Below are 24,039 nucleotides of genomic sequence, written 5' to 3'. Positions count from 1 at the left end.
GTGTCGCGGGTACCTCACCTTTCAGAGAAGGTAGGTTACACGCATCAGGTACTCACGCTATTTACAGGCCGACCAGGGACAGGACGTAAACCCAAACACAGGTGATAGCCAGCAGTGCTGCACTGTACTTGATCGCCATGGAGGTAATCTTGGATTCCTCGCCGGAGCTGTTCACTGCAGCAGCTGCAATTGCGATGGACTGCGGGGAAACAATCTTCGCCATCACACCACCGGCGGTGTTAGATGCAACCAGCAGGGTCTGGCTGACGCCAATCTGCTGTGCGGTGGTAGCCTGCAGGCCAGCGAAGAGGATGTTGTTGTTCACCACGGAGCCGGTCACGAACACGCCAATCCAACCGATGATCGGGGACAGCAGCGGGAAGATAGCACCCACAGCGGCAACAGCCAGTGCGATGGAGGTAATCATACCCGCGTAGTTCATGACGTTAGCAACGGACATGACCAGGCAGATCATGAGGATCGGGGTCTGCAGCTGCTTCCAGGTTGCGCCGAGTTCCTCGATAGCCTCGCCCCAGCTAATCTTGGAGGTCAGGATGGTGATGATGGTAGCCACCAGAATTGCGGTACCGGATGCGCCCACGATGTTCCAGGTGTAGGTCACGTCGATAGGCTTGGGGGTTGCAACAATCGGTGCCGCCTGCGAGATGCTCTGGTGCAGCCAGGGCAGGGGGAAGGAGATGTTGGTGAAGCCGAGCGCGCCCTTAGCAGCGAAGAGGGGCTTCAGAACGGTGGACCAGAGCAGAATCACGACGGACAGGTAGACGAAGGGGCTCCAAGCCTTGAGGATTTCGCCACCGGTGTGCTTGACGCTCTGCTGCGCCTGGACTTCTTCCAGGGAGGGAGCGGTGGGCTCGCGGAAGATGTGCTTGGGCTGCCACTTCTGCATGACCAGTGCCAGAGCGACCAGTGCCAGCAGCGGCGGGATGATGTCAACGAGCTCGGGGTTACCCAGGGTTGCGAGCAGAACGGACTGGCCGCCGGAGTAGATAACGCCAACCATGAGAGCTACCAGACCGACTTCGCGGATACCGCGCAGACCGTCCTGAATAGCGACGAGCACCAGGGGAATCAGGCCTGCCATGATCTGGATAACCAGGACCATTTCGATGGACAGACCGTGCAGGTCCACGCCGCCGCGGGTTGCTGCGGTGGTCACGGGGATACCGATAGCGCCATATGCGCCGGAGCTCACGTTAGCAATCAGAGCGAACATTGCAGCCTTGAGCGGGTTGAAGCCCAGGGACACGAGCAGTGCAGCACAGATAGCAATCGGGATACCGAAGCCTGCAGCACCTTCAAGGAAGCCGCCGAAGCAGAATGCAATCAGCAGCATCTGGATGCGCTGGTCGGTAGAGATGGAGGAGATGGAGGAACGAACGATTTCGAAGCCGCCGGAACGCACGGAAATGCGGTAGAGCCACACTGCCATGAGAACGATCCAGCCGATGGGCCACATGCCCGAGAGGAAACCGTAGAGGATGGAGCCGGCACCTGCAGTGACGGGCATACCGAAGATAGCGCAACCGATGAGGAGAGCTAGAACGAGGGAGATAACGGCAGATTTAATACCGCTGAGCTTCAGGACGGTGAGGCCCAGAAGGAAGAAAATAATCGGGACTGCTGCTACGAGTGCGGAGAGTGCGCTCGAGTTCAGCGGGTCGTAGACTTGCTGCCACATGGTTTATTGTGTTCCTTTCCACGCCCACGGGGGCGGGATCGAGTTGTGCCGTAAAACCTTCCCAGCGACGCTTGTGGCGGCGTGTGTGCCGTGTGTTGCAGGTGCGTGCACCTAGCTGTTTTATGCGTTATGGGCGCTATCCTCTGGGGATATATGCCTTCACTTGGGTTCATGTTGGTTTTGCGGCTATGAAATTCAGTGTGTATGAAGTCGTGTTTTAGTCACAGAAACCTAAATATTCCTTGATTTGTCAAGGAAGATTCAGTGCCAAAGCTAATATTTCTGACCGCTAAAACGTGATTCCTTGTGTACCCAATGTACCACTGAACACCCACAAAATCGGGCATATTCCAACATTTAGATGCAAGCTCATATTTGCAAAATAACCTAAAGACCACCCCGAGTTGAGGGCCTGCCCAGCCGCTCCCCCGCTATTACAAGGGAGCAAAGCCCACTAAAGCCCGGCAAGAGCCAGCCAGAGCACGCAGCGCCTCGGGAACATTCAAACCGACACAACCCAGCCCCGCACCATCAATCCCCGCAAACCCCTAAACGGCATACAAAAAAGCTCCGGAAGGAAAAACCTTCCGGAGCTTTATCTGTCGGGTTGACAGGATTTGAACCTGCGACCCCTTGACCCCCAGTCAAGTGCGCTACCAAGCTGCGCCACAACCCGATTCGTTATTCACGATATTGTTTTCAAGGTTTCCCCTGAACACTCGAATAACTATACCGGGCTTTTAACCCCCGCGCAAGCCAGATTCACCATTTTTAGAAAAAATCTTAAAAATCTTTTCCTCACGGATTTCCTTGCAGATTTTCCGTACAGAATCCAGCGCGCGGGGGCCAAACCTAACAAGAGCCAGCCTAGCAAGGGGCCAGCCCAGCAACACGGCATCAAGCAGACACCCCGCTACTAGCGGCGGCCGCCCTTACCCTTCTTAGCCTTCGCGCTCTGACGCTCACCCAGGGAGCGGCGCTCACGCACACGCATCGAAATCTCAATCGGAGTACCCGTGAAATCAAAAGTCTCACGCAGACGACGCATAATGAAGCGACGGTAACCCGGATCCAAGAAACCGGTAGTAAACAGCACGAACTTCGGCGGACGCGAAGACACCTGAGTACCGAAGAGAATACGCGGCTGCTTACCACCACGCAGCGGGTGCGGATGCGCGGCAACAATCTCGCCCAGGAACGCGTTCAGGCGACCGGTCGGAATACGCGAATCCCACGACTCCAGCGAGTGCTCCAGGGCGGGCACCAGCTTGTCCTTGTGCCAGCCGGTCTTCGCCGAAATGTTCACGCGAGGAGCCCACTGCACGTGCGCCAGGTCGCGCTCAATCTCGCGCTCAAGCATGTAGCGGCGGTCCTCATCGAGGGTATCCCACTTATTGAATGCCAGGACCATCGCACGACCCGAATCAATCACGGTCTGCACGATACGCACATCCTGCTCAGAGATCGGCTCGGAAACATCCAACAGCACCACGGCAACCTCAGAGCGCTCCAGAGCAGTCTGAGTACGCAGCGAAGAGTAGAACTCCGCACCCTTAGCCATGTGCTGGCGACGGCGAATACCCGCGGTATCCACAAAACGCCAAGGGTAGCCGCCCAGCTCAATAATCTCGTCAATCGGGTCACGAGTCGTACCAGCCAGGTCATTCACCACGGCACGCTCAGAACCAGCCAGCTTATTCAGCAGCGACGACTTACCCACGTTCGGGCGACCCACCAGAGCCACACGACGCGGGCCACCCAGCGCTTCCGGCTGAGCAAACTGCGAGTGCTCCGGCATGACCTCAAGGATCTCGTCCAAAGCATCCGCCAGGCCACGACCGTGCAGACCCGACACCGGGAACGGCTGACCCATACCCAGCGACCAGAGGTTATAAATCTCCGGCTCCAGGTGAGCGTCGTCAATCTTGTTAGCAATCAGAATGATCGGCTTCTTCACGCGGCGTAGCATACGCACGATCTGCTCGTCCGAAGCGGTCACACCCACGCGGGCATCCACCACCAGGACCACAACATCGGCCTGCTCCACAGCAATCTCAGCCTGCTCAGCAACCTGAGCATCAATACCGCGAGCGTCAGACTCCCAACCACCGGTATCAACCAGGGTGAAGCTCTTACCCAGCCACTCAGCCTTATAGGACACGCGGTCACGAGTCACACCCGGCTTATCCTCAACCACCGCTTCACGGCGGCCCAGAATACGGTTAATGATGGTCGACTTACCCACGTTCGGGCGGCCAACAATCGCCACTACCGGATCAGCGAGCTGCTCTTCCTCATCCTCAATGTCGAAGCCCCAAGCACCCAGCAGGGCGCGGTCCTCTTCATCCAGGTCGTAGTCCTCAAGACCCTCAAGAAGAGCCTGAGCACGCTGATCAGCGGTCTCATCATCAATCTCAGCGAGGCGCTCGATAACGTCGTCCTCGCCACCGCCCAGGTACTTATCTTCGTAATCGTCGCGGATAGCGTCCTCAGCCATGCGCATTCCTTTCTCTACCCGCCCCACGCCCAACCCGAGGGTCAGCACGCGAGCGCGGCTCAACGTCTTATCGGGAGCGGATGCACCACTCCCCCAGCGTTTCGGCGGGGCCTAGCCCGCGCGCTTCGCCTTCAACTGGTCATTCACAGCGTTAATCACTGCAGAGACCGTCGCATTAAAATCAAGATCCGAGCTGTCCACCAGGGTCACGCCCTCGGCAGCTTTCATAAAGTTATTGACCTTCGAATCCTTCGCATCACGCTCAGCGATCTGCTTGCTCAAGTCACCCGAAGCGCCGGACTTCTCCGCGTTCTCCAGGCCGCGGCGCGCCATGCGCACCTCTTCAGAAGCAGTCAGCAGGATGCGCGCATCAGCATCGGGAGCAACCACGGTGGTGATGTCGCGGCCCTCAGCGACCATGCCGTTAATAGCGTGGTTAATCATCCAGCGCTGCAGGCCAATCAGGTGCTCACGAACCGCCGGAACCGAAGCCACAGCAGAAACGGCCGAAGAAATGCGCTCGCTACGAATCTCCTCACGGATATCGGTCGAGCCCATCAGAATCTCTTCTTCCTTAATGTTCGTACCGAACACCAGGGGCATCTCCTCGACAGCCTTCGCAATCGCCTCAGCGTCGTTCAGGTCAATGCCAAGTTCCAGCACACGGTAGGTTGCGGCACGGTACATTGCACCGGTATCCAGGTACGCCAGGCCAAAGTGGCGTGCAACTTCCTTAGACACAGACGACTTACCGGAACCGGAGGGACCGTCAATAGCAATCGTCAGTTTAGGGTTCTCGTGCATCAGCACTCCTTAAAATTCGTCTCAAACTTTATGCCGGAAAATACAGCTTTAACTCTACTTCACAACACGCCAACCGCGAGCCGACAAATCGCGGACCAGCGCCTCATGAATAGACGGATTGACCGAGATTTCAGCCATACCCACCGGGGCACCCGTCGAGTGCTCCAGACGCAAATCCTCAAGGTTCGCACCCAACTCACCAATCTCGGCAAGCAAACGAGCCAGCGTGCCGGGGGTGTCGTCCACCAGCACCGTCATCTTTGCGAACGCGGCGGGGGCAGTACCGTGCTTACCCGGAATACGGCTCACGCCCGCGTTGCCTTCGCTCATCAGCTGCGCCAAATCCAGGCGAGCGCCGGAAGCCGTCGGGTTCTCCAGCGTCGCGATGAGGCGGTTCAGGTCATCACGCACACCGTAGAGAGTCTGCACAATCGGGTCAGCGTTCGCCGCAAAAATCTGCACCCACAGCGTCGGGTCTGAAGCCGCGATACGCACCGTATCGCGCAAACCCTGACCCGCCAGGGACAGCGCATACAGCGGAGTGTCCTGCAGACGCGAAGCCAACAGCGAGCTCATCGCCTGCGGCACATGAGAAATCAGGGCAACCGTCTGATCATGCTCCTCAACGCTCAGAGAAGTCACAATCGCGCCCAGCTCCACCGCCACAGAACGCACCAGACGCACACACTCGGGGCGAACCGAATCGTGCTCGCAGATAATCCACGGACGCGCCTGGAACAGCTCACCGCGAGCAGCCACCGGGCCCGACTTCTCACGCCCAGCCATCGGATGCGAACCCACGTAACGGGACGCATCCGCACCCGAAGCAAGCACATCAGCCAGCGGCTGCACCTTCACCGAGGCAACATCCGTCACCACGGCGCCGGGGTAGCCCGCCTCCGGTCGAGGCGCATAGGTGTTCAACGCGCGAGCGCACACGGCACCGGCACTATCCGGAGGCGCAGCCACCACCACCAGCTGCGGGGCGAACGCGGTGCGCTCCTCCTCCGACAGTGTGGAGATGCTTGTACCTGCACCGATATCCTGCGCCACAGCCTCGGCGGTGGGTGAAATATCTTGGACGTACACGTCCTCGCATCCTACCGCACGCAACCCCAAACCAATGGAGGCACCCAGCAGACCCGAGCCGATAATGAGCACCGGCCCGGTCAGCGTTGAGTCCATGGGCAGCTCAGATGCGGAAAGCTCAGCGGGCGAGCTCATGACAACTCCTTAGCGTTATTACATGTCCACCGAAGCGAGCAGGTGACCGATCTCGACCTTGGAGAGGTTACGGACGGTACCCTGCTTCTGCGAACCAATACGGATCGGGCCCATCTCAACGCGGACCAGGCGCTCAACCGGGTAACCGACAGCGTCGAAGAGGCGGCGCACGATGCGGTTCTTACCGGAGTGGATGGTCACTTCAACGAGCACGTGGCCGGGGGTGGAGTCCACCAGCTTGAACTCGTCCACGCGGGTCACGCCGTCTTCCAGGCGAATACCCTTCTTCATGGCTGCGCCGACGCCGGGCTCCATGGGGCCGGGAACCTGCACCAGGTAGGTCTTGGGCACCTCGTAGGAGGGGTGGGTGAGGCGGTTCGCCAGTTCGCCGTCGTTGGTCAGCAGCAGCAGACCTTCGGTTTCGACGTCCAGGCGGCCCACGTGGAATACGCGCTCGCTCATGGAGGAACGCAGGAAGTCGGAGATGCAGGGGCGACCTTCGGGGTCTTCCATGGTGGAGACCACGCCGGCGGGCTTGTTGAATGCCATGTAGACGAGCTTGTCGTTGGTCTGAACGGTCATGCCGTCCACCTGCACGGTTACCTTGGAGGGGTCCACGCGCACACCCAGCTCGGTCACGACTTCACCGTTGACGGTAACGCGGCCTTCGGTAATCATTTCTTCGCAGACGCGGCGGGATGCCACACCGGCCTGAGCCAGCAGCTTCTGCAGGCGCACGCCGTCGTGGTCGTAGAACTCGTAGTGGTCTACCGGGGCGTTGCGGGGGCGGCGGGGGCGGTGCGGGCCAGCGTAGTTGCTGACGCGGTATTCGCCACGCTCGTTTGCGAAGGCTTCGCCGGAGCGGTAGGGGCGGCCCGGTGCGCGGCGTTCGCGCTTGGGCAGTTCGGTACCGCGGCCTCGGCCGGAACCTGCGCGGCCTGCGCCGAACTTCTTCTCGCCAAACTTCTTGTCACCGAATTTCTTCTCGCCGAAGCCCTTTGCGCCGCCCTTGCCTGCGCCACTCTTCGGTGCGCCGGGGCGACCGCCGCGTGCGGATGCGCCCTTAGCACCGGGCTTACCGCCCTGACCGGGACGAGTAGCGCCGGGACGGCCACCGCGGGAGTTCTGGGGGCGACCGGATGCAGAGCGGCCGCCGCGGGAGGAGTTTCCATATGCCATGGTGTTCTTCTCTTTTCTGTCGTATAGTGCAAACGTTTCAGGCTTTTCCCGAACGTTCCTTCGTCTTATTGATTCGTTGTCTTAGTCGTTGCCCTCGGCAAGCACTGCGGCTTCCGTATCATCGGGCAGGAAGGGCGCGAGCGCCGGCAGCTCCTCCAGGGAGTTCAACCCGAGCTTCGCCAGCAGCAGCTCCGTGGTTTCGTAGAGGGTCGCGCCGCTTCCGGCTTCTCGCCCTGCTTCACGAATCAGCTGCCGTTGTAGCAGCTGGCGGATTGCCGCGTCCGCGTTTACGCCTCGAATGGAGGCTACCCTCGCCCTGGTCACCGGCTGCTGGTAGGCAATCACGGCGAGCGTCTCGTAGGCGGGCTTGCTGAGGGTCGCGCTCTTGGAGCGGGTCACGAAGCGTGCCACCCAGGGGGCGAAGTCGTCGCGGGCGTAGAGCTTCCAGCCTCCTGCGATGTTCCGCAGCTGGAATCCGCGCGGTTCGGGTGCCACCCGGTTTTCGTCTTCTCCGTAGCCGCTTTCTTCGCCGTTGTACTCGCGGTACAGCTGGTCGAGCGCGTGCTCAACAGCTCGTTCGCTGACGATGAGCGCGGCGGAGAGTTCACGCACGCTCACGGGCGCTTCGGCAACGGCGAGGATCGCTTCGATGGCGCTTTTGGCGCCGCCGGGGATTGCCTCGACCTTGGAGAATTCGGCTTCGGCATCGACCGCTACGCTGGGTGCGGTGGAGGGGCCTCCCGCCGGAATCTTTACCGATTTCGCTACCGGTTTCGTTACCGATTCCTTCGACTCGCGGGGTGCAGGTTCCTGCGATTCCTCAGAGCTGTCGGAACCATCGGAGTCCTCTACCGTTTCAGCGGCTTCAGCCTCCTCAGCATCTTCGGTAACCTCAGCTTCTTCGGTCACCTCATCCAGAGGAGCTACCGCTACCTCGTGCTCAGCCGGTTCAGCGTCCGCCTCAGCAGGCTTTGAGATTTCAGCCTCTACCGCCTCTACCGGCGCCGAGTCTGCCTGTTCCGAATCCTCGTCTGCGTTCGGATCCCAGTAGCCCATGTTCACGATGGCAAGGTCGTCAGGGGTGAATTCACGGTCAAAGCGTGAGCCGTGATTACTCATACTCCTCCTCTACCGGTTCCGTGTTAGCTTCAGGTTCGTTCGCAGATTCGTTCACTTGGGGTGATTCGGGTGATTCAGGTGCTTCGCTGGTTTCGTGCGCATCCTGTGTGCCTGCGGTGTCTGCAGTTTCTTCGCGGATCACGAACTGTGCCGCGCTCGCGCTTGCACGTACCCGAATGGCTCCGAGCGGTGCATCCTGTTCCACGTGCAGGGCACCTTCTTTGTAGAGCTCAAGCAGGGCGAGAAAACGAACCACCGCGATTTCTAGTTCGCCGGATCCTTGAACCAGTTCGGCGAAGCTCAGTTCCCGCGCCGCCGTATCAAGCAGGCTGTGCAAAATGTAGTGTTCTTCAGCCGCGATGGTGGTTAGCGGAACGTGCAGGTGCTCGTTGAGTTCTTCAACGATTTCTTCGGGTTCCGGTTCGGGCTCTTTGGGGGTTCGACTCAGCGCTGCTGCGGCGATGCGGGCGAACTCTTCGGCGCCTCCGGTGAAGACCAGCTCGGGTAGCGCCTGGGCGAATCGTTCTTCGAGGGCTACCGCACGGGGAAAACGCTGCGCTTCTTGCGCCCAGCGTTCGGCAAAAATATCGGCGACTTCGCGGTAGGCGCGGTATTGCAGCAGACGGGCGAAAAGCAGGTCGCGTGCCTCCAGCAGTGCAACGTCCTCTTCGAGGGGTTCACGATGCTGCGGGAGCAGGCGTGCGGTTTTGAGTTCCAGCAGGGTTGCGGCGGTGACCAGAAATTCACTGGCTTCGTCGAGTGCGCGTTCGGTGCCTTCAGCGTAGAGGGCGTGCAGGTATGCGAGGAACTCGTCGGTGACCTCTGCGAGCGCCACCTCGGTAATGTCGAGTTTGCGGCGCGAAATGAGGGTCAGTAGAAGATCAAAGGGACCCTCAAAATTACTGAGGGTGAGGGTGAAACCGCGTTCCGGGTTCTGCAGGCCGCGGCCCTCAGTCCGGGCGTTCGCGGCGGTGTCTGCGTTCGGTGTCGGTACCCTCACGGCAGCGACGTTCGTGGTCATAAACGACCTATTCTCCTTAGGTTTATTCTCCCCGGCTTTGTTGGTGCCGTCTCAGATGCGGCTTTTACTTCGCCTACTTTTTCGGCGTAAGCAGTGTGCGGGGTCTTTAGAATCCACACAATTATACGCCCTCTGCCGGTGTGACTCAAGGGTGAGAATCACCTCAGCAGAGGGCGTATAGGTGTGGGGGCTTTAGCGTGCGCCGCCCTTGTAGATCAGTTCGCGTGCCACCTGGCGGTATGCTTCCGCGCCGGGGTGGCTGGAGGCGTAGCTGAGAATCGGCTCAGCGGACACCGATGCGTCCGGGAACTTCACGGTGCGCTTGATGACGGTGTCGAAGACCTTGTCGCCGAATGCGTCCACGATGCGTGCCAGAACTTCCTTGGAGTGGATGGTGCGCGCATCGAACATGGTGGCAAGTACGCCGGAGATTTCGAGGTCGGGGTTCAGTCGATCCTGAACTTTCTCGATGGAGTCGACCAGCAGTGCGACGGCGCGCAGCGCGAAGAACTCACAAATCAGCGGAATGATGACCCCTTCGGAAGCGGTCAGTGCATTGACGGTCAGCAGGCCCAGGGAGGGCTGGCAGTCGATGAGGATGACGTCGTATTCGTCACGGACCTTGCGCAGTGCCGAGGCGAGAACCTGCTCGCGAGCCACTTCGTTGACCAGCTGAACTTCAGCTGCGGAGAGGTCAATGTTGGCGGGCAGCAGGTCGATGTTCTCCACGCCGGTAGGCAGGATGACGTCCTTGATGTCGACCTTGCGGTCCATCATGACGTTGTAGACGGTCAGGTCCAGTTCGTGCGGGTTCGCACCGAAACCGGCGGAGAGAGCACCCTGCGGGTCGAAGTCGACCAGCAGCACCTTACGGCCGCATTCTGCCAGCGCCGCGCCCAGGTTAATGGTGGAGGTGGTCTTACCCACGCCGCCCTTCTGATTCACCATAGAGATAATGCGGGCGGGACCGTGGCTGCTCAGCGGAGCCGGGTCGGGGTATACGCGCAGGGGTCGACCGGTGGGGCCGAGTTCTTGAGCCTGAGCTTCAGTCAATGGTTCACCTTCATCAATGAATTCGAAGTTTTAAAGTTTAAGCGTTGTCTATAAGGTTACCTCAAGAGCGGCTGTTCCGCGGATTGACGGGGTTTTATCCCCGTTCGTGAGCACGCGGATGCGCCATGCGGTACACCTCCATGAGCCCCTCGGGCGTAACCTTGGTGTACACCTGAGTGGTGGCGATGGAAGCGTGCCCGAGCAGTTCTTGCACCACGCGAATATCGGCTCCGCCCTGCAACAGGTGCGTTGCGAAGCTGTGGCGCATGGAGTGCGGTGAGAAGTCGGAGCTGAGCCCGGCGGCTTCGGCGGCTTCCTTGAGGATGAGCCAGGCGCCTTGGCGTCCGAGTCTGCCGCCTCGGCCGTTGACGAAGAGCGCGGCGGTGCCTTTACCGTGCGCTACGAGGGAGGGGCGGGCACGCACCAGGTAGTCTTGGATTGCTTTTTGGGCGTAGCTACCAATAGGTACGAGTCGCTCTTTATTTCCTTTGCCGAAGAGTCGAACGTAGCCGGGCAGAGTGATCTGGTTGCCGTCTTCATCGGTGAGGGTTCCTTCGAAGTGCACGTCGTCGATATCGGCGTTGAGCATTTCGCTCACGCGCGCGCCGGTGGCGTAGAGGAATTCGAGGATGGCTCGGTTACGTAGCCCGGTTGCGGTTTCGCGGTCGGGTACGGCGAGTAGCCGCTGGATGTCTTCTACGCTGACTGCTTTGGGTAGGCGTTTAACGTTCTTGGGCGGGGTGACCGGTGCCGCCGGGTCGGTGGGCACGATGAGCGCGGAGACCCAGAAGGCGTGTGCTCCGCGGACTGCCGCCATGGTGCGGGCGATGGAGTTCGGTCCCAAGGGCAGGGGCAGGTTCGGTGCCCCTTCAGCGGTTGGCGTTTCTTTTTCTGGTGCCCCGGCTTTCTCCGGCTGTCCGGCACGACCTTTCCCAGCGCGCCCATTTCCAGCGCGCGCGTTTCCTGCACCTCGCCCCGATTCGGAGGCGATCATCAGTGCCAGCGATTCTGCGGCTTCTTCCTGCGCTTCCTGAGATTCCTGCGCGTTCTGTTTGTTCTTCTCCCCCACTTCGAATCCGGCAAGGGGCACGGTGGGGGCGGCGAGTTCCCGCATGAAGGAGCGTACCTGCGCGGTGGTGATGCGTTCGGGGTCGATGACGCCGAGGGTCTCCATGTAGGCGCTGTATCGCCGCAAATCGCGCGCGTAGGAGGCGATGGTGTGCTCGCTGCTTCCTCGCTCCACGCGCAGGTGGATGAGGTACTGCTCGATTGCTCTCTGGAGCGGGGTCTGCGCCTCCTGGTGGGAAGCACCCAGGGCAGAAGAACCCCGGCTAGAAGAACCCAGCACGGAGGAACCGGCAGAAGAGGGCACGCCGAGCAGACCCGCGCCGCGGGGTGTCTTGCTCGCCGTGCTTTTTGCCTGCTTCACGCTATCTCCTCTGTCGGTTCTGTTGATGTTTGGCCCTCTTGACGTTTGGGTTTGCCGTAGGCGAGGCTAGTCCCCCGTCCCACGTTCCGTTCTTAGTGGTTGCGGAAGTTCTCCGGCTTTTCGCGTCGCTGCCCCATGTAGGGGTGGAATTCCCAGCCGCCCTCGGCGGGGCGCAGGCCTTCAAAGTTGTTCTGTGCGGCCGCGTAGGTGGCGAGTACCGCCTGGATAGCGAGCGCGTTATGAACCTTTCCGCCCAGTACCAGCTGTACTGCCTCGGCGAGGGGCACCCAGCGGTAGGTCATTTCTGCTTCTTCGTCGGTGCGTTCGCTGCGTTCTTCGGCGGGCAGTTCCGAGAGGTTACGCGCCAGGTAGACGCGGCCTGCTTCGCTGGTTGCGCCGGGGCTGCTGAAGTAGTCGGTCAGAGCGTTCCAGGTATCTGCCTGCAGGTCTGCCTCTTCGGCAAGTTCGCGCTGCGCGGCGACCAGGGGGTCTTCACCGTCGATGTCGAGCAGTCCGGCGGGTACTTCCCAGAGGTTCATGCGCACCGGGTGGCGGTACTGGTTGAGCATCAGCAGTTCGTTGTTGTCGTTGAGGACCGCCACCGCGACGGCGCCGGGCATTTCCACGACGTCGCGGGTCAGCACGGTGTTTTCGTTGAGTTCGTACTCTTCAACGGTCGTTTCGATCACGTAGCCGCTGTACTTCACGGTGCGGGTGCGGATGGTGCGTTCGGAGGGTGCATCAATAATCTGCTGGTTGTTGCTCATTCTTTCATTGTAGGCGGCTTCTTAGCCCCGCTACGTTTGGCGCGTCAGGTACGGGCACGGAATAAGGTATGTTCAGGTTTAAACGAAAGCATCCCGCCCTCCCCTGCGCGGGGTGAGCGGGATGCTGAACGTTTGTGCCTAGATGTTAGGCGCCGCGACGCTCCAGAGCAGCCTTAATCAGGCCGGAGAAGAGCGGGTGCGGGCGGGTCGGACGCGAGCGGTACTCGGGGTGTGCCTGAGTTGCCACGTAGTAGGGGTGTGCCTCTGCGGGCAGTTCCACGTACTCGACCAGCGAGGAGTCCGGGGAGGTACCGGAGATACGCAGGCCTGCTTCTTCAAGCTGCTCGCGGTACTCGTTGTTCACCTCGTAGCGGTGGCGGTGACGCTCTGCAACCTCGGTTGCACCGTACGCCTTAGCTACCTGAGAGCCGGGAACCAGGTTTGCCTTGTACAAGCCCAGGCGCATGGTGCCGCCCAGGTCGCCTGCACCTTCGACGAACTGCTTCTGCTCTTCGATGGTTGCGATGACCGGTACGGAGGTTTCCGGATCGAACTCGGTGGAGGATGCTTCGGTCAAACCCAGTACGTTGCGTGCGTACTCGATGACCATGGACTGCAGGCCGAGGCAGATGCCCAGGGTCGGGATCTTGTGCTCGCGTGCGTACTTGAGGGCGCCGATCTTGCCGTCCAGGCCGCGGATGCCGAAGCCGCCGGGCACGAGGATTGCGTCCATGTTGCGCAGCTGGTGGTCTGCATCTTCGTCGGTTGCGCACAGGTCGGCTGCAACCCACTTGATGTTGACCTTCACGTTGTTTGCGAAGCCGCCGGCGCGCAGAGCCTCGGAGACAGACAGGTATGCGTCGGGCAGGTCGATGTACTTACCGACCAGGCCAACGTTGACCTCTGCGGCGGGGCGGTGCACTGCGTCGAGCAGGCGGTCCCACTGGGTGAAGTCCGGTGCGGGAGCCTCAATGCCGAAGTAGTCGAGGATGTAGTCGTCGAGCTTCTGGCTGTGCAAGGTCTTGGGGATGTCGTAGATGCTGGGTGCGTCGGCGCAGGAGATGACTGCGTCGCTGTCCACGTCGCATGCGTTACCGATCTTGGTACGGTGCGATACGGGGACCTCACGCTCACAGCGCAGGATCAGGCCGTCAGGCTGGATGCCCAGGCCGCGCAGTGCTGCGACGGAGTGCTGGGTCGGCTTGGTCTTGAGCTCGCCGGAGGGGCCGATGAAGGGCACCAGGGAGACGTGCAGGAAGAAGACGTTCTTGCGGCCAACATCGCGGCGTACCTGGCGTGCTGCTTCCATGAAGGGCAGGGACTCGATATCGCCGACGGTACCACCGATTTCGGTGATGATGATGTCGGGTGCGTTGTCAATTTCCGCTGCGTGACGCATGCGGGCCTTGATTTCGTCGGTAATGTGAGGGATGACCTGGACGGTGTCACCGAGGTATTCGCCGCGGCGTTCCTTTGCGATGACGGAGGAGTAGACCTGGCCGGTGGTCACGTTAGCGGACTGGTCGAGGTTCTCGTCCAGGAAGCGCTCGTAGTGTCCGATGTCGAGGTCGGTTTCAGCACCGTCGTCGGTGACAAAGACTTCACCGTGCTGGAAGGGGTTCATCGTACCGGGGTCGACGTTCAGGTAGGGGTCGAACTTCTGCATGGTCACAGAGAGGCCACGTGCGCGAAGAAGCTGACCGAGGGAAGAGGCCGACAGGCCCTTACCGAGAGAAGATGCAACGCCGCCGGTCACGAAAATCTGGCGGGTTACCTTGTCGTTAGAGGACGCGTTCAGAGCGTTATTTTTTTCATTCACCACGGAATTCAAGCCTACCATTTTCTTGTCTGCTATCCAAGCAGAGGGTTTTGCCGCGAGAGGATTCTCTCAGGCGGCTTTCCCTCCCCTATTTGTCCTTATCACCACTGTAAACGGAGCCGGGGATTTATTATTCCCGCCGCGCCGTGTAGAAGCAGGTGTAGGAGCATTCACAGAGTATCTCACATCCTCTGGGCTCCATGCGCCGCTGCTGGTCACCGGCACGGGCTACACCGACAACTTTCCGAGGCATGCTCTCGCACTTCAGCCCCTTTGATGGTCTTTGGTGCGAAAGATGCCGCCTTTCGGCGCTTTTGCCAGCACTTTCCTCATGCTTTTCCCTGCCGGTTTGCCGCCGGTTTGCCGCCGGTTTCAGCGCCCCTGCGGCACTTCTCGACCGGCGGCCAGCAGCTCTCGGGCGTGCTCTCGCGCCGATTCTGATTGATCGTGCCCGGAGAGCATTCGCGCCAGTTCCACCACGCGTTCCTCTTCGGAAAGTACCTTGACCTTTGAGAGGGACGCGTCATCGTTTTTCAGCACGAGGATGTGCTGGTCCGCGAAGGCGGCAACCTGCGGCAGGTGGGTGACCACCAGAACCTGCACATGTCGGGCGAGCATGGCGAGGCGGCGACCGATTTCGATAGCTGCCTTACCGCCCACGCCGGAGTCCACCTCGTCGAAGATGAAGGTGGGTACGGGGTCCACTTCGGCAAGCACTACCTCCAGAGCGAGCATCACGCGGGAGAGCTCGCCGCCGGAGGCGCCCTTACCGAGCGGGCGCGGCACGGCGGTTCGGTGCGGCGCCAGCATGAAGGTCACGGTGTCTCGACCGTGTACCGAGAACTTTTCAGCTTCGGCAACTTCCACGACCAGGGAGGCGTTCGGCATGGCAAGAGCAGTGAGCTCTTCGCTGACGGCGTCCGCCAGTTTCTGCGCGGCGGCACGGCGCAGGGCGGTCAGCTCTTCTGCCTGGGCACCGAGCACCTTGCGTAGCTGTACCAGTTCGGTTTCCAGGGTTTCCTGTCGCTGTGGGTCATCCACCAGGGTCTCGAGGCGTGCGCGGGATTCTTCGGCCCATTCGAGAACCTCGGCAATGTCAGCACCGTACTTGCGGGTGAGGGTCGCCAGCTGGGCGCGGCGAGTCTGCACCTGCGCCAGACGTTCGGGGCCTTCAACATCCAGGGAGGCCATGTAGGAGGACAGATCCGAGGAGATATCGGTGGCAAGAATCAACAGTTCGTTGACGCGCGCGGCGAGGGAGGCAAGCTCTTCGTCAGCGTCTGCCTGCGCCTGGAGCGCGGAGCGGCTTGCATCGAGCAGACTCATGACGCTCTGCTCGTCGCCGGTGGAGTATTCGCTACCGCTGAGCGCTGCGGAGGCGGTTGCCGACGCAATGCGTAGCGCTTCAACGTTCATGAGCTTCACCATTTCGGCTTTGAGCTCTTCTTCTTCCCCGGCCTGCGGGTTGACGGCGCTGATTTCTTCGAGGGCACCCTGCAGGGTCTGCGTTTCGAGGGCTCGTGCGCGCGAGTTTTCGCGTACTTCCTTCAGCTCTGCGGCGGCGGCGCGGTATCGCTCGTAGTTTTCGCGATACTTCTCCAGCAGGTTGGCGAGCTCTTCGCCGGCGTACAGGTCGAGGGACTGGCGCTGCTCTGCCGCTGATTTGAGGCGCAGCTGATCGGACTGGCCGTGCACTGCAACAAGAGTCTGACCAATCTGAGACAGGGTTCCGATGGGTGCGGAGCAACCGCCGACGTGGGCGCGGGAGCGTCCCGAGGCGTTGACGGTGCGCGCCAGAAGCAGTTCGGAGGTCTGTTCGTCGATGTCTTCGGCGGTGCCGCCGGCTTCTTCGGCAAGCTCGAGGGCGCGGTGCCCGTGGGGCAGGCGAATCACGGCTTCTGCAAGGGCGCTCTTGGCGCCGTTGCGCACGCTGGATGCGTCGGATCGGGCGCCCAGGAGCATGCCGAGGGCGGTGACGACCATGGTTTTACCTGCGCCGGTTTCGCCGGTCAGCACGGAGAATCCGGGTTCGAGGGGGAGCCTCGCATCGGTGATGATGCCGAGGTCTCGAATATGGATTTCCTCAATCACGAACGTTCATTCCTTTTCTTTAGTGCTTCTCGGTATCCTGCGGGCCGCGCCAGCCACGGATCGGAAGCTCAAATTTGCGCACCAGTCGCTCAGAGAAGGGAGCCGGGTGGATACGGGCGAGCAACACCGACTTTTCGGAGCGTCGCACCTCAATACGGGAGCCGGGGTCCAACTCCACGGTTCGGCGGCCATCGCACCAGAGCACGCCGGAGGCGCCGTTTCCGGGCATCATTTCTACCGCCAGAGTGGATGTCGGCGCTGCTACCAGCGGGCGCGCGAAGAGCGCGTGAGCCGAGAGCGGCACCATAAGAATCGCTTCAACTTCGGGCCAGACGACCGGGCCGCCACCGGAGAAAGCATAGGCGGTCGAGCCGGTGGGGGTTCCCATGACCACGCCGTCACAGCCAAAGCTGCTGAGCGGGCGGCAGTCCACCTCGATAATGACCTCAATCATTTTTTCGCGGTTGCCCTTTTCGACACTGGCTTCGTTCAGCGCCCAGTCGCTGTGCACGCGCTTGCCGTCGTTCCAGACTTCCACGTCGATTGCCATGCGTTCTTCAACGGTGTATTCGTTGTTGACGATGCAGCGAACGGTTTCGGTCAGGTCGCTCTCTTCGGATTCGGCGAGGAAGCCGACGTGCCCCAGGTTCACACCGATGAGCGGAACACTGGTTCGGCGCACCATTTCTGCGGCACGAAGAATCGAACCGTCACCGCCGAGCACCACACCGAGTTCAATATCGATGAGCGCCACGGATTCATGGACGACCTGCACGGGGACGGGCTCGTCCCAGTTTTCGCTCAGGGTTTCCAGATCGGAGCGAGTCATGACGGGTGCGAGTCCCTCTTCGTAGAGCTGGGTGCATGCCTGTCGGGCGGCATCTCGTGCTTCTTTGCGCCCCACATGGGCGAAGACGAGAATCTTACGGTGACGTTGTTCCACCGAGTCTTCGAAACCATGACGTTCGAAACTGTGGTATTCGGAACTATGACGCGCACCTGCGGCAACTACCTGTGCGGTTGCTTCCTGCGGTGCGTGGCTTTCGTGTTCTGCCATAACGACTCTCTCCCATCGGGTGTTGAGATCGGGATGTTGAGATGGTGTATCTACACCTATCATACCGAATATGTTCTCGAAGATTTTCTAAAGAGCTATATTTTTAGAAAATTATTTCGAATAGCGTACGGCTGGGGTATCTCTAAAATACCTGTAAAAATACCTGCGAATAGCGCGGCAGCCTGAGAAAGCCCCGCCCTCAACGCGTCCTGCGTTACCGAGCGGTTTCTCTCAGACTGCCTTAGCACTATTTATTTTCGGCACTATATTTACTTTCGACACCGTTGAATAGGGAGTTGTAAAAAAGTTCCCTTAGCCTGCACAGCAAGATAATTTCGAAACATCTTTGTCAAAAGTTAGGACAGCCAGCTTCAATCCTTCTGCCATTGTTAGATATGGACACATCGTTTCTCTCAGATCTCCAACAGTTAAACCGAATTTCACAGCTAATGTTGCTGCATAAATTACGTCTCCTGCGTTTTCTGCCACTACATGCGCCCCTAACACTTTCAATGTTTTCGCGTCTGCCACTAATTTGAAAACACCTGTTGTTTCCCGATTAACGAGCGCTCTTGGAACAGCATCCAACGGCAATACCGATGTTTTCACTTCATATCCTTTTTCTTTTGCCTGTTGCTCCGTTAAACCAACCGTTGCAATCGATGGAGAAGTAAACGTAACGCCTGGAACCACTTCTAAATTGACCTTTTGATTTAGTCCTCCGATTGCATTACGAGCAGCAAGTCCACCTTCATAAGCAGCTACATAAACAAATTGGGGACCGAGAGTGACATCTCCAGCTGAATAAATTCGGGAATTGGTCGTTTTAAGATAATCATCAATGACAATTTCACCACGGGAACCAACTTCAACGCCTGCTGCATGTAAGTTTAATGATTCTGTATTTGGTTTTCTTCCAGTGGCAATTAGCAATTGTTCTGCTTCAATAATTCGCTTTTTACCATTTATCTCAACATGAACTTTTTTAATGTCTCCATCTTGCTCAACTCGTTCATAGGTTGCACCTGTTACTAAATTAATTCCCTGTTCTGTTAAGGCCTTAGTAATGGCTTCTGAAATTTCAGGATCGTATTCTTTTAATAGACGCTCGCTTCTTTGAATCAAAGTGACTTCTGACCCGAGGTTATGAAATAGTTGTCCTAATTCCATGCCGATATATCCTGAACCAATTACGGTAAGACGATTTGGAACCTTCTTTAATTCCAATAAGCTAGTGCTTGTTAAATAATCTACTTCATCTAATCCGGGAATATTAGGTGCAGTTGAAGAAGCACCTGTAGCTATTAAAAATCTTTTGGCTGTGATTTGATTGCCATTTACTTCAACTGTATTTTCATTTACGAATTTTGCTTCACCTTTTATTAATTCAAAACCATAATCATCAATTAAATTCACATATTTTTCATTTCGCATCTCGGTTACTAAATCATTCTTTTGTTTTACTAATGGCGCTAAATCAACATTTGAAGCCGAAGTGTGTAATCCTACAAATGGATTATTTTTTGCTAGATGATTGATTTCCCCTGCTCTTAATAAGGTCTTAGAAGGAACGCATCCGACATTAACGCAAGTTCCACCCACCGTTCCACGCTCAATCATAGCCACTTTTGCGTTCAAAGTAACGGCTTCAATGGCAGATGAAAAGGCAGCTCCACCAGAACCGATGATGATGTAATCATAATCATAGTTACCTTCATCATTTAAACTTACATCTGTCCTTTTTTCCGATTGCACTTGTATTTCTTCTGCTTCGCCCGGGTGATAATTTGCGTCAGCAATCGCCTTTATTGCACTTTCAACCTCAATATCATCGGACAGTTCAAATACTGCTTCACCACGACGATAACTAGACTCAATATTTTTAGCACCTATCTTTTCAAGTGCTGATTCTACGTGTTTTTCACAACCCGTACAAGTCATTCCTGAAATGTTTACCTTAAATTTATTCATAAAAAAGCTCCTTTCGTTTGTTAATGTTTCTATTATAACATAGTTTCAATTCGTTTCAAATCCTCTATTTGTTTTCGCACTTCCTTTTGTTTTTTAGAAACAAATTCGAATATATCTTGACAACGAACTTCATCTTTATCTACAACACCAAGTAATTTATAAATCTCGCTTAAAGAGAAACCAAGTTCCTGTATTCGTTTAATAAACCCAACACGCTTAACGTCATCATATGAATATATCCGATAACCAGCTTCCGTTCGGTGAGGTTCTTGTAATAAATTTTTTCGCTCGTAATATCTGATCGTTTCTTTATTAACTCCACATTTATCTGCAAACTCACTAATGCGATAAATCATCTTATTTCACCCCCTGAATATTATAAACCATGTACCATAGTACACGGTCAAGTAAATTGGACTATTTTATTTTTTCCCAAAGTATCACTCGTATGTGATTGATACTTTTATATAATACTATTGATTATCCTAACATCCCACCAGAAAATCCGATTTAAACACCAGTTGTTTTTAAACTATTAAGAAAGTAATTCCACTATATATTCCGAAGACCCTTTATTTTTTGCACCATAGGAAGTACTCTACGTTGCCGTCCTGTCCGGGGAGCGGGCTGGGTTCCATACCCATCACACGCAATCCGTGGCTGACCGCAGATGCCTGAACTTTTTCTACTGCTTCACGGCGGGCGGATTCTTCGTGCACCACTCCCCCACGTCCGATGCGGTGCTTGCCGACCTCGAACTGCGGCTTGACCATGAGCACCAGGTCGCCGCCGGTTTCGGTGGCGTTCGCTAGCGCCTCCATAACCAGGGTCAGTGAGATGAACGAGAGGTCAGAAACCGTCAGTTCGACCTGCCCACCAATGTCTTCGGGCTTCATGTAGCGAACGTTGAGTCCTTCGTACACGCCGACTCGCGGTTCTTCGCGTAGCGTGTCCACGAGCTGCCCGTGTCCGACGTCAACTGCGGCTACGTGGGCGGCTCCTCGACGAAGCAACACGTCGGTAAAGCCTCCGGTGGATGCTCCCGCATCCAGGCAACGCTTGCCTTCTACCTCGATTTCGGGGAACGCGTCGAGGGCACCGGCGAGCTTGTGCCCTGCGCGGCTGACGTATTCGGTCAGCTCGCTCTGGCGCACGTAGAGGGTATCCTCCGGGCCCACGAGCATGGACGCTTTGCGCGCCACCTTGCCGTTGACTTGCACGTCCCCTGCGGCAATGAGTTTTGCGGCGAGGGTTCGGGAGCTCACGAATCCGGCTTCGACCAGGTATTTATCGAGGCGCACGGTGTCCTTGTCTTCTTTCTGTCGTCGTCTGGTGACGGGTTATCTAGTGTCCCCTCAGAGCATTACTGTTCTGAGGGATCACCGCCGCGAACTAGGAGAGGTTTTCGAGATCCTTCTCCAGTTGCTCGCTCATCGTTTCGAGGCGCTTGACGCGCTCTACGGGGTCCATGGCGAGGGTCGCCGCCAGCTGGCGCTCGAATTCTGCATCAAGCTCAGCAGTTTCCTCTGCCGTGCTATTAGTCTCCGGTTCTTTAGGCACCGGGAATCCCCTGGATGTTGGGGCGTGCGCCCTGTTCGGGGTTTGCCGCCCACCATGCCGCGCAGGCTACACGCCATGCTTCGGCTTCGCTCTCGCTGCCCGCGAATGCTTCGGTGTCTTCAATCTCGGGGCCGGTCAGGCTCAGGTTTTCACCGCGAACTCGGGCCTGCCAGGTGGGGCCGGTTGCGGTGACTTCATAGCCTTCGTAGAGCACCTCAATTTCGGGGTAGGGTGCGAAGAAGTCCTCGAGGGTGCGCAGAATATAGGTCGGACGCTGGTTCGGCACGGCCTCGATGACGTCCTGGTAGGTCTGTACGCCGGTGAGGACGAGGGCACCGTCCATCTTTGCGTTGTTGGCGCCGAGAATGTCGGTGTCCAGGCGGTCACCCACAATGACGGGGCGGCTGGAGTTTACTGCCTGCGCTGCGGTGTGGAAGATGGGCGCTTCGGGCTTGCCCGCGACGAGCGGGGTGCGGCGGGTTGCGCTTGCTACGGCTGCTACGAGGGTTCCGTTGCCGGGTGCCTGGCCTCGTTCCTTGGGGATGCTCTGGTCGGTGTTGGTTGCAATCCAGAGGATGTCGGGGTTTGCGAGGGTGTAGGCGGCTTCCGCGAGGTCTTCCCAGCCGATCTTGGGGTCGAAACCCTGGATGACGGCTACGGGGCCTTCTTCTTCCTTGCGTACGGTTTCGAGGCCTGCGTCGCGCACACAGTCGGCGAGTGCTTCGGTGCCGGTGATGAGTACTTTGGAGCCTGCGGGTACGTGCTGTGCGAGCAGTGCGGCGCCTGCCTGTGCGGAGCTGACGACTCGTTCTGCTCGGGTGTGCACGCCCAGTTCACGCAGGTGCTCTGCTACGGATTCTACGGAGCGCGATGCGTTGTTGGTGACGAAGATGACCGGTACATTGAGTTCTTCTTCGGCGCGGTTGAGCGCTTCGGGTGCACCTTCGATGGCGAAGGGACCCGCGTAGACTACACCGTCCAGATCGGAGAGGAGGGCATCGTAGCGGGATAGGAGTGCGTTCGTGGTCATAGAGTGTTCCTCTCGGGGTCTCTGGCGGTTGTCGCTATTAATCGTACCTGTTAGACACTCTAGCGTTGTCGCCTTCGGGCGATTATATGGAAAACCGCTGGACGCTCTCCCCTGCTTGGGTGTGGCGTCCAGCGGTTTCACGCTGACACTTAGGTCACGTATTTAGAATTCTTAGATTCTCTGCAGTCTTATTCTGCGGAGGTTTCTTCTGCTTCTTCAGTCTTGGGAGCTTCGGTCTTCTCGTCCTCAGCTACTTCTTCTGCAGTTTCGATTGCTTCCTCTTCTGCGGAAGCTTCAGCGGTCTCTTCAGCTTCTTCTGCGGTCTCAGTGAGTTCTACGGACTTCTCTTCCTGCTCGAAGAGGCCAGCTTCACCGAACATGTCGAAGATTTCGGGTTCTGCGAAATTGCCCTGGCCCAGTGCTGCTTCTGCCATGAATGCGAGGCGTGCCCAGCGTTCTGCTTCCTGGTTACGGCCTGCGTTAGCCAGCGCGTCGGAGTATGCGCTGAACAGACGGGGGCTGTACTCGAAGGCACGCTTGGGGTTCAGCTGAGGAATCTGCAGCGCTACGACAGCTTCAGACTTCTTGCCCTGATCACTGAGGATGCCGGATTCAACGATGGCGAGCTCTACGCGCACGTTGGCGGGCAGTTCTTCCTTCTTGAATTCTGCAATCATTTCCATTGCCTTGGGCAGACGGCCGAGTGCACGTTCGCAGTCCACCAGCAGTGCCAGGTGATCTACGGAGCCGCTAATACGGCGGTGGGTGCGCAGTTCGCGCAGTGCCAGTTCGAAGTCTTCTGCAACGTATGCGGCGACGCCAACGGCTTCACGTACTGCGGCAATACGGCCTGCACTGCGGGATGCTGCAACGGCGTGTTCCAGCGCGAATTCGGGGTCGATGTCGAGGTAGCGACCGGCCATGGCGAGGTGCTTTGCAACGGTTTCTGCGTTGCGGGGTTCCAGAGCACGCAGCTGACGGAAGGTTGCACCGTCCAGCTCGCGACCGGTGATGTCATCGTCAATTTCCGGTGCCTTGGGCTTTGCGGGGCGGTAGCCTACACGGCCACCGATGCTGCGTACTTCTTCGCGAGGTGCTTCTGCTTCGGGACCGTTGGAGCGAGGTGCCTTGGAACGGGAGTCGGAGCGACGGCCGTCGAACTTCTTGCCTCCGCGGTCGTTACGCTTGAAACCGCCCTTGCCGCCAAAGTTCTTGCCGCCCTTCTTGGAGCGGAAGTCCTTTCCTCCGCTGTTCTTGCGGTGCTGGCGGGGGCCGGAGCCGTTAGACTCGTGACGGGGGGTCTCAGACATGAATCTCCTTGGGAGGTATCCGCTCTTGGGCGGGTAGGGTATGCAGTCGATTCGGGCGAACCGCTGCCTGAGGCATCAACTCTATGAGGGGTGCTTAGATGCACCCGCTAATGCCTAAACATAAGCCATACCATTCTAGTATAGAGAACACCTTCCGTGCACCCGTACTGATGGGATGTTAAAGACAAATGGGGAGGCGGTTAGGCCTCCCCAAACAAAAATAGCCCCGGCGAAGCCGGGGCTATTGAATAATAAAGCGGCGATGACCTACTCTCCCACACCCACAAAAGTGCAGTACCATCGGCGCGAAGAGTCTTAGCTTCTGGGTTCGGAATGGAACCAGGCGTTTCCCTCTCGCTATAATCACCGCAAACCTACGGGATTGTTATCCAAAAACCATACAGTGAAC

General features: G+C 58.1%; 18 protein-coding genes, 1 tRNA gene, 1 rRNA gene and 1 pseudogene. All 21 read right to left on the bottom strand.

Features of this window, described 5'->3' with window-relative positions; genetic code table 11:
- Positions 1-61: 61 nt before the first annotated feature.
- The 21 genes and pseudogenes from HMPREF2605_RS05890 to rrf all read right to left on the bottom strand — a co-directional run bounded on the left by HMPREF2605_RS05890 (position 62) and on the right by rrf (position 24,001).
- Positions 62-1,699 (bottom strand): L-lactate permease, encoded by a 1,638-nt coding sequence (locus HMPREF2605_RS05890; RefSeq protein ID WP_070847351.1) that lies wholly within the window; start codon positions 1,697-1,699, stop codon positions 62-64.
- A gap of 602 nt (positions 1,700-2,301) precedes the next feature.
- Positions 2,302-2,375, bottom strand: a tRNA-Pro gene (locus HMPREF2605_RS05885).
- Positions 2,376-2,615: 240 nt separating this feature from the next.
- Positions 2,616-4,196, bottom strand: a complete 1,581-nt coding sequence (gene der / locus HMPREF2605_RS05880; RefSeq protein WP_049353025.1) for a ribosome biogenesis GTPase Der — start codon at positions 4,194-4,196, stop codon at positions 2,616-2,618.
- 111 nt (positions 4,197-4,307) lie between these two features.
- Positions 4,308-5,000: a (d)CMP kinase gene (gene cmk / locus HMPREF2605_RS05875; protein WP_049337513.1), complete on the bottom strand. Its 693-nt coding sequence runs from the start codon at positions 4,998-5,000 to the stop codon at positions 4,308-4,310.
- A gap of 54 nt (positions 5,001-5,054) precedes the next feature.
- Positions 5,055-6,224: a prephenate dehydrogenase gene (locus tag HMPREF2605_RS05870; protein ID WP_070847349.1), complete on the bottom strand. Its 1,170-nt coding sequence runs from the start codon at positions 6,222-6,224 to the stop codon at positions 5,055-5,057.
- Positions 6,225-6,242: 18 nt separating this feature from the next.
- Positions 6,243-7,403: a pseudouridine synthase gene (locus HMPREF2605_RS05865; protein ID WP_070830401.1), complete on the bottom strand. Its 1,161-nt coding sequence runs from the start codon at positions 7,401-7,403 to the stop codon at positions 6,243-6,245.
- 81 nt (positions 7,404-7,484) lie between these two features.
- On the bottom strand, positions 7,485-8,522 hold the full coding sequence (scpB, locus tag HMPREF2605_RS09295) for an SMC-Scp complex subunit ScpB (protein ID WP_083324852.1): 1,038 nt from the start codon (positions 8,520-8,522) through the stop codon (positions 7,485-7,487).
- The gene (locus HMPREF2605_RS05855; protein ID WP_070847348.1) at positions 8,515-9,543 is read right to left on the bottom strand and encodes a segregation and condensation protein A; all 1,029 of its coding nucleotides are present in this window, start codon (positions 9,541-9,543) and stop codon (positions 8,515-8,517) included. Before HMPREF2605_RS05855 ends, scpB begins: the two co-directional genes overlap by 8 nt.
- A 192-nt stretch (positions 9,544-9,735) precedes the next feature.
- Positions 9,736-10,596, bottom strand: coding sequence for a ParA family protein (locus HMPREF2605_RS05850; RefSeq protein ID WP_005506637.1), 861 nt, complete (start codon positions 10,594-10,596; stop codon positions 9,736-9,738).
- 94 nt (positions 10,597-10,690) lie between these two features.
- Positions 10,691-12,025, bottom strand: a complete 1,335-nt coding sequence (locus HMPREF2605_RS05845; protein ID WP_070847346.1) for a tyrosine recombinase — start codon at positions 12,023-12,025, stop codon at positions 10,691-10,693.
- A 92-nt stretch (positions 12,026-12,117) separates the two neighbouring features.
- The gene (locus HMPREF2605_RS05840) at positions 12,118-12,792 is read right to left on the bottom strand and encodes an NUDIX domain-containing protein (protein ID WP_049337504.1); all 675 of its coding nucleotides are present in this window, start codon (positions 12,790-12,792) and stop codon (positions 12,118-12,120) included.
- Between the two features lie 145 nt (positions 12,793-12,937).
- Positions 12,938-14,632 (bottom strand): CTP synthase, encoded by a 1,695-nt coding sequence (locus tag HMPREF2605_RS05835; protein ID WP_005506644.1) that lies wholly within the window; start codon positions 14,630-14,632, stop codon positions 12,938-12,940.
- A gap of 351 nt (positions 14,633-14,983) precedes the next feature.
- Positions 14,984-16,702 carry a DNA repair protein RecN gene (recN, locus tag HMPREF2605_RS05830; protein ID WP_070847344.1) on the bottom strand — a complete coding sequence of 573 codons (1,719 nt, stop codon included), beginning with the start codon at positions 16,700-16,702 and terminating at the stop codon, positions 14,984-14,986.
- 19 nt (positions 16,703-16,721) lie between these two features.
- Positions 16,722-17,759: an NAD kinase gene (locus HMPREF2605_RS05825; RefSeq protein WP_141744447.1), complete on the bottom strand. Its 1,038-nt coding sequence runs from the start codon at positions 17,757-17,759 to the stop codon at positions 16,722-16,724.
- A gap of 312 nt (positions 17,760-18,071) precedes the next feature.
- Positions 18,072-19,730, bottom strand: coding sequence for a mercury(II) reductase (gene merA, locus HMPREF2605_RS09290; protein ID WP_083309159.1), 1,659 nt, complete (start codon positions 19,728-19,730; stop codon positions 18,072-18,074).
- A 35-nt stretch (positions 19,731-19,765) separates the two neighbouring features.
- Positions 19,766-20,086: pseudogene (gene merR, locus HMPREF2605_RS09285) on the bottom strand (Hg(II)-responsive transcriptional regulator); the annotation flags it as partial.
- Between the two features lie 216 nt (positions 20,087-20,302).
- On the bottom strand, positions 20,303-21,031 hold the full coding sequence (locus HMPREF2605_RS05820; protein ID WP_049340817.1) for a TlyA family RNA methyltransferase: 729 nt from the start codon (positions 21,029-21,031) through the stop codon (positions 20,303-20,305).
- Positions 21,032-21,122: 91 nt separating this feature from the next.
- A complete protein-coding gene (locus HMPREF2605_RS05815) occupies positions 21,123-21,290 on the bottom strand; it encodes a hypothetical protein (RefSeq protein ID WP_005506658.1) in 168 nt (55 codons plus the stop codon).
- Positions 21,283-22,320: an HAD-IIA family hydrolase gene (locus HMPREF2605_RS05810; protein ID WP_049340819.1), complete on the bottom strand. Its 1,038-nt coding sequence runs from the start codon at positions 22,318-22,320 to the stop codon at positions 21,283-21,285. The genes HMPREF2605_RS05815 and HMPREF2605_RS05810 overlap by 8 nt, the downstream gene beginning before the upstream one ends.
- A 188-nt stretch (positions 22,321-22,508) precedes the next feature.
- Positions 22,509-23,630, bottom strand: coding sequence for a tetratricopeptide repeat protein (locus HMPREF2605_RS05805; RefSeq protein ID WP_070847342.1), 1,122 nt, complete (start codon positions 23,628-23,630; stop codon positions 22,509-22,511).
- Positions 23,631-23,884: 254 nt separating this feature from the next.
- Positions 23,885-24,001, bottom strand: a 5S ribosomal RNA gene (rrf, locus tag HMPREF2605_RS05800).
- Positions 24,002-24,039 lie beyond the last annotated feature (38 nt).

The organism is Rothia sp. HMSC065C03, from assembly GCF_001837295.1.
In the GTDB taxonomy this organism is placed as follows: Bacteria; Actinomycetota; Actinomycetes; order Actinomycetales; family Micrococcaceae; genus Rothia.
This window is presented reverse-complemented; position numbering and strand designations above follow the sequence as displayed.

Bases quoted from the DNA above. Each gene is read 5' to 3' on its own strand.
- HMPREF2605_RS05890 (WP_070847351.1), bottom strand. From the start codon at position 1,699: ATGTGGCAGCAAGTCTACGACCCGCTGAACTCGAGCGCACTCTCCGCA.
- der (WP_049353025.1), bottom strand. From the start codon at position 4,196: ATGGCTGAGGACGCTATCCGCGACGATTACGAAGATAAGTACCTGGGC.
- cmk (WP_049337513.1), bottom strand. From the start codon at position 5,000: ATGCACGAGAACCCTAAACTGACGATTGCTATTGACGGTCCCTCCGGT.
- HMPREF2605_RS05870 (WP_070847349.1), bottom strand. From the start codon at position 6,224: ATGAGCTCGCCCGCTGAGCTTTCCGCATCTGAGCTGCCCATGGACTCA.
- HMPREF2605_RS05865 (WP_070830401.1), bottom strand. From the start codon at position 7,403: ATGGCATATGGAAACTCCTCCCGCGGCGGCCGCTCTGCATCCGGTCGC.
- scpB (WP_083324852.1), bottom strand. From the start codon at position 8,522: ATGAGTAATCACGGCTCACGCTTTGACCGTGAATTCACCCCTGACGAC.
- HMPREF2605_RS05855 (WP_070847348.1), bottom strand. From the start codon at position 9,543: ATGACCACGAACGTCGCTGCCGTGAGGGTACCGACACCGAACGCAGAC.
- HMPREF2605_RS05840 (WP_049337504.1), bottom strand. From the start codon at position 12,792: ATGAGCAACAACCAGCAGATTATTGATGCACCCTCCGAACGCACCATC.
- HMPREF2605_RS05835 (WP_005506644.1), bottom strand. From the start codon at position 14,632: ATGGTAGGCTTGAATTCCGTGGTGAATGAAAAAAATAACGCTCTGAAC.
- HMPREF2605_RS05825 (WP_141744447.1), bottom strand. From the start codon at position 17,759: ATGGCAGAACACGAAAGCCACGCACCGCAGGAAGCAACCGCACAGGTA.
- merA (WP_083309159.1), bottom strand. From the start codon at position 19,730: ATGAATAAATTTAAGGTAAACATTTCAGGAATGACTTGTACGGGTTGT.
- HMPREF2605_RS05810 (WP_049340819.1), bottom strand. From the start codon at position 22,320: ATGACCACGAACGCACTCCTATCCCGCTACGATGCCCTCCTCTCCGAT.
- HMPREF2605_RS05805 (WP_070847342.1), bottom strand. From the start codon at position 23,630: ATGTCTGAGACCCCCCGTCACGAGTCTAACGGCTCCGGCCCCCGCCAG.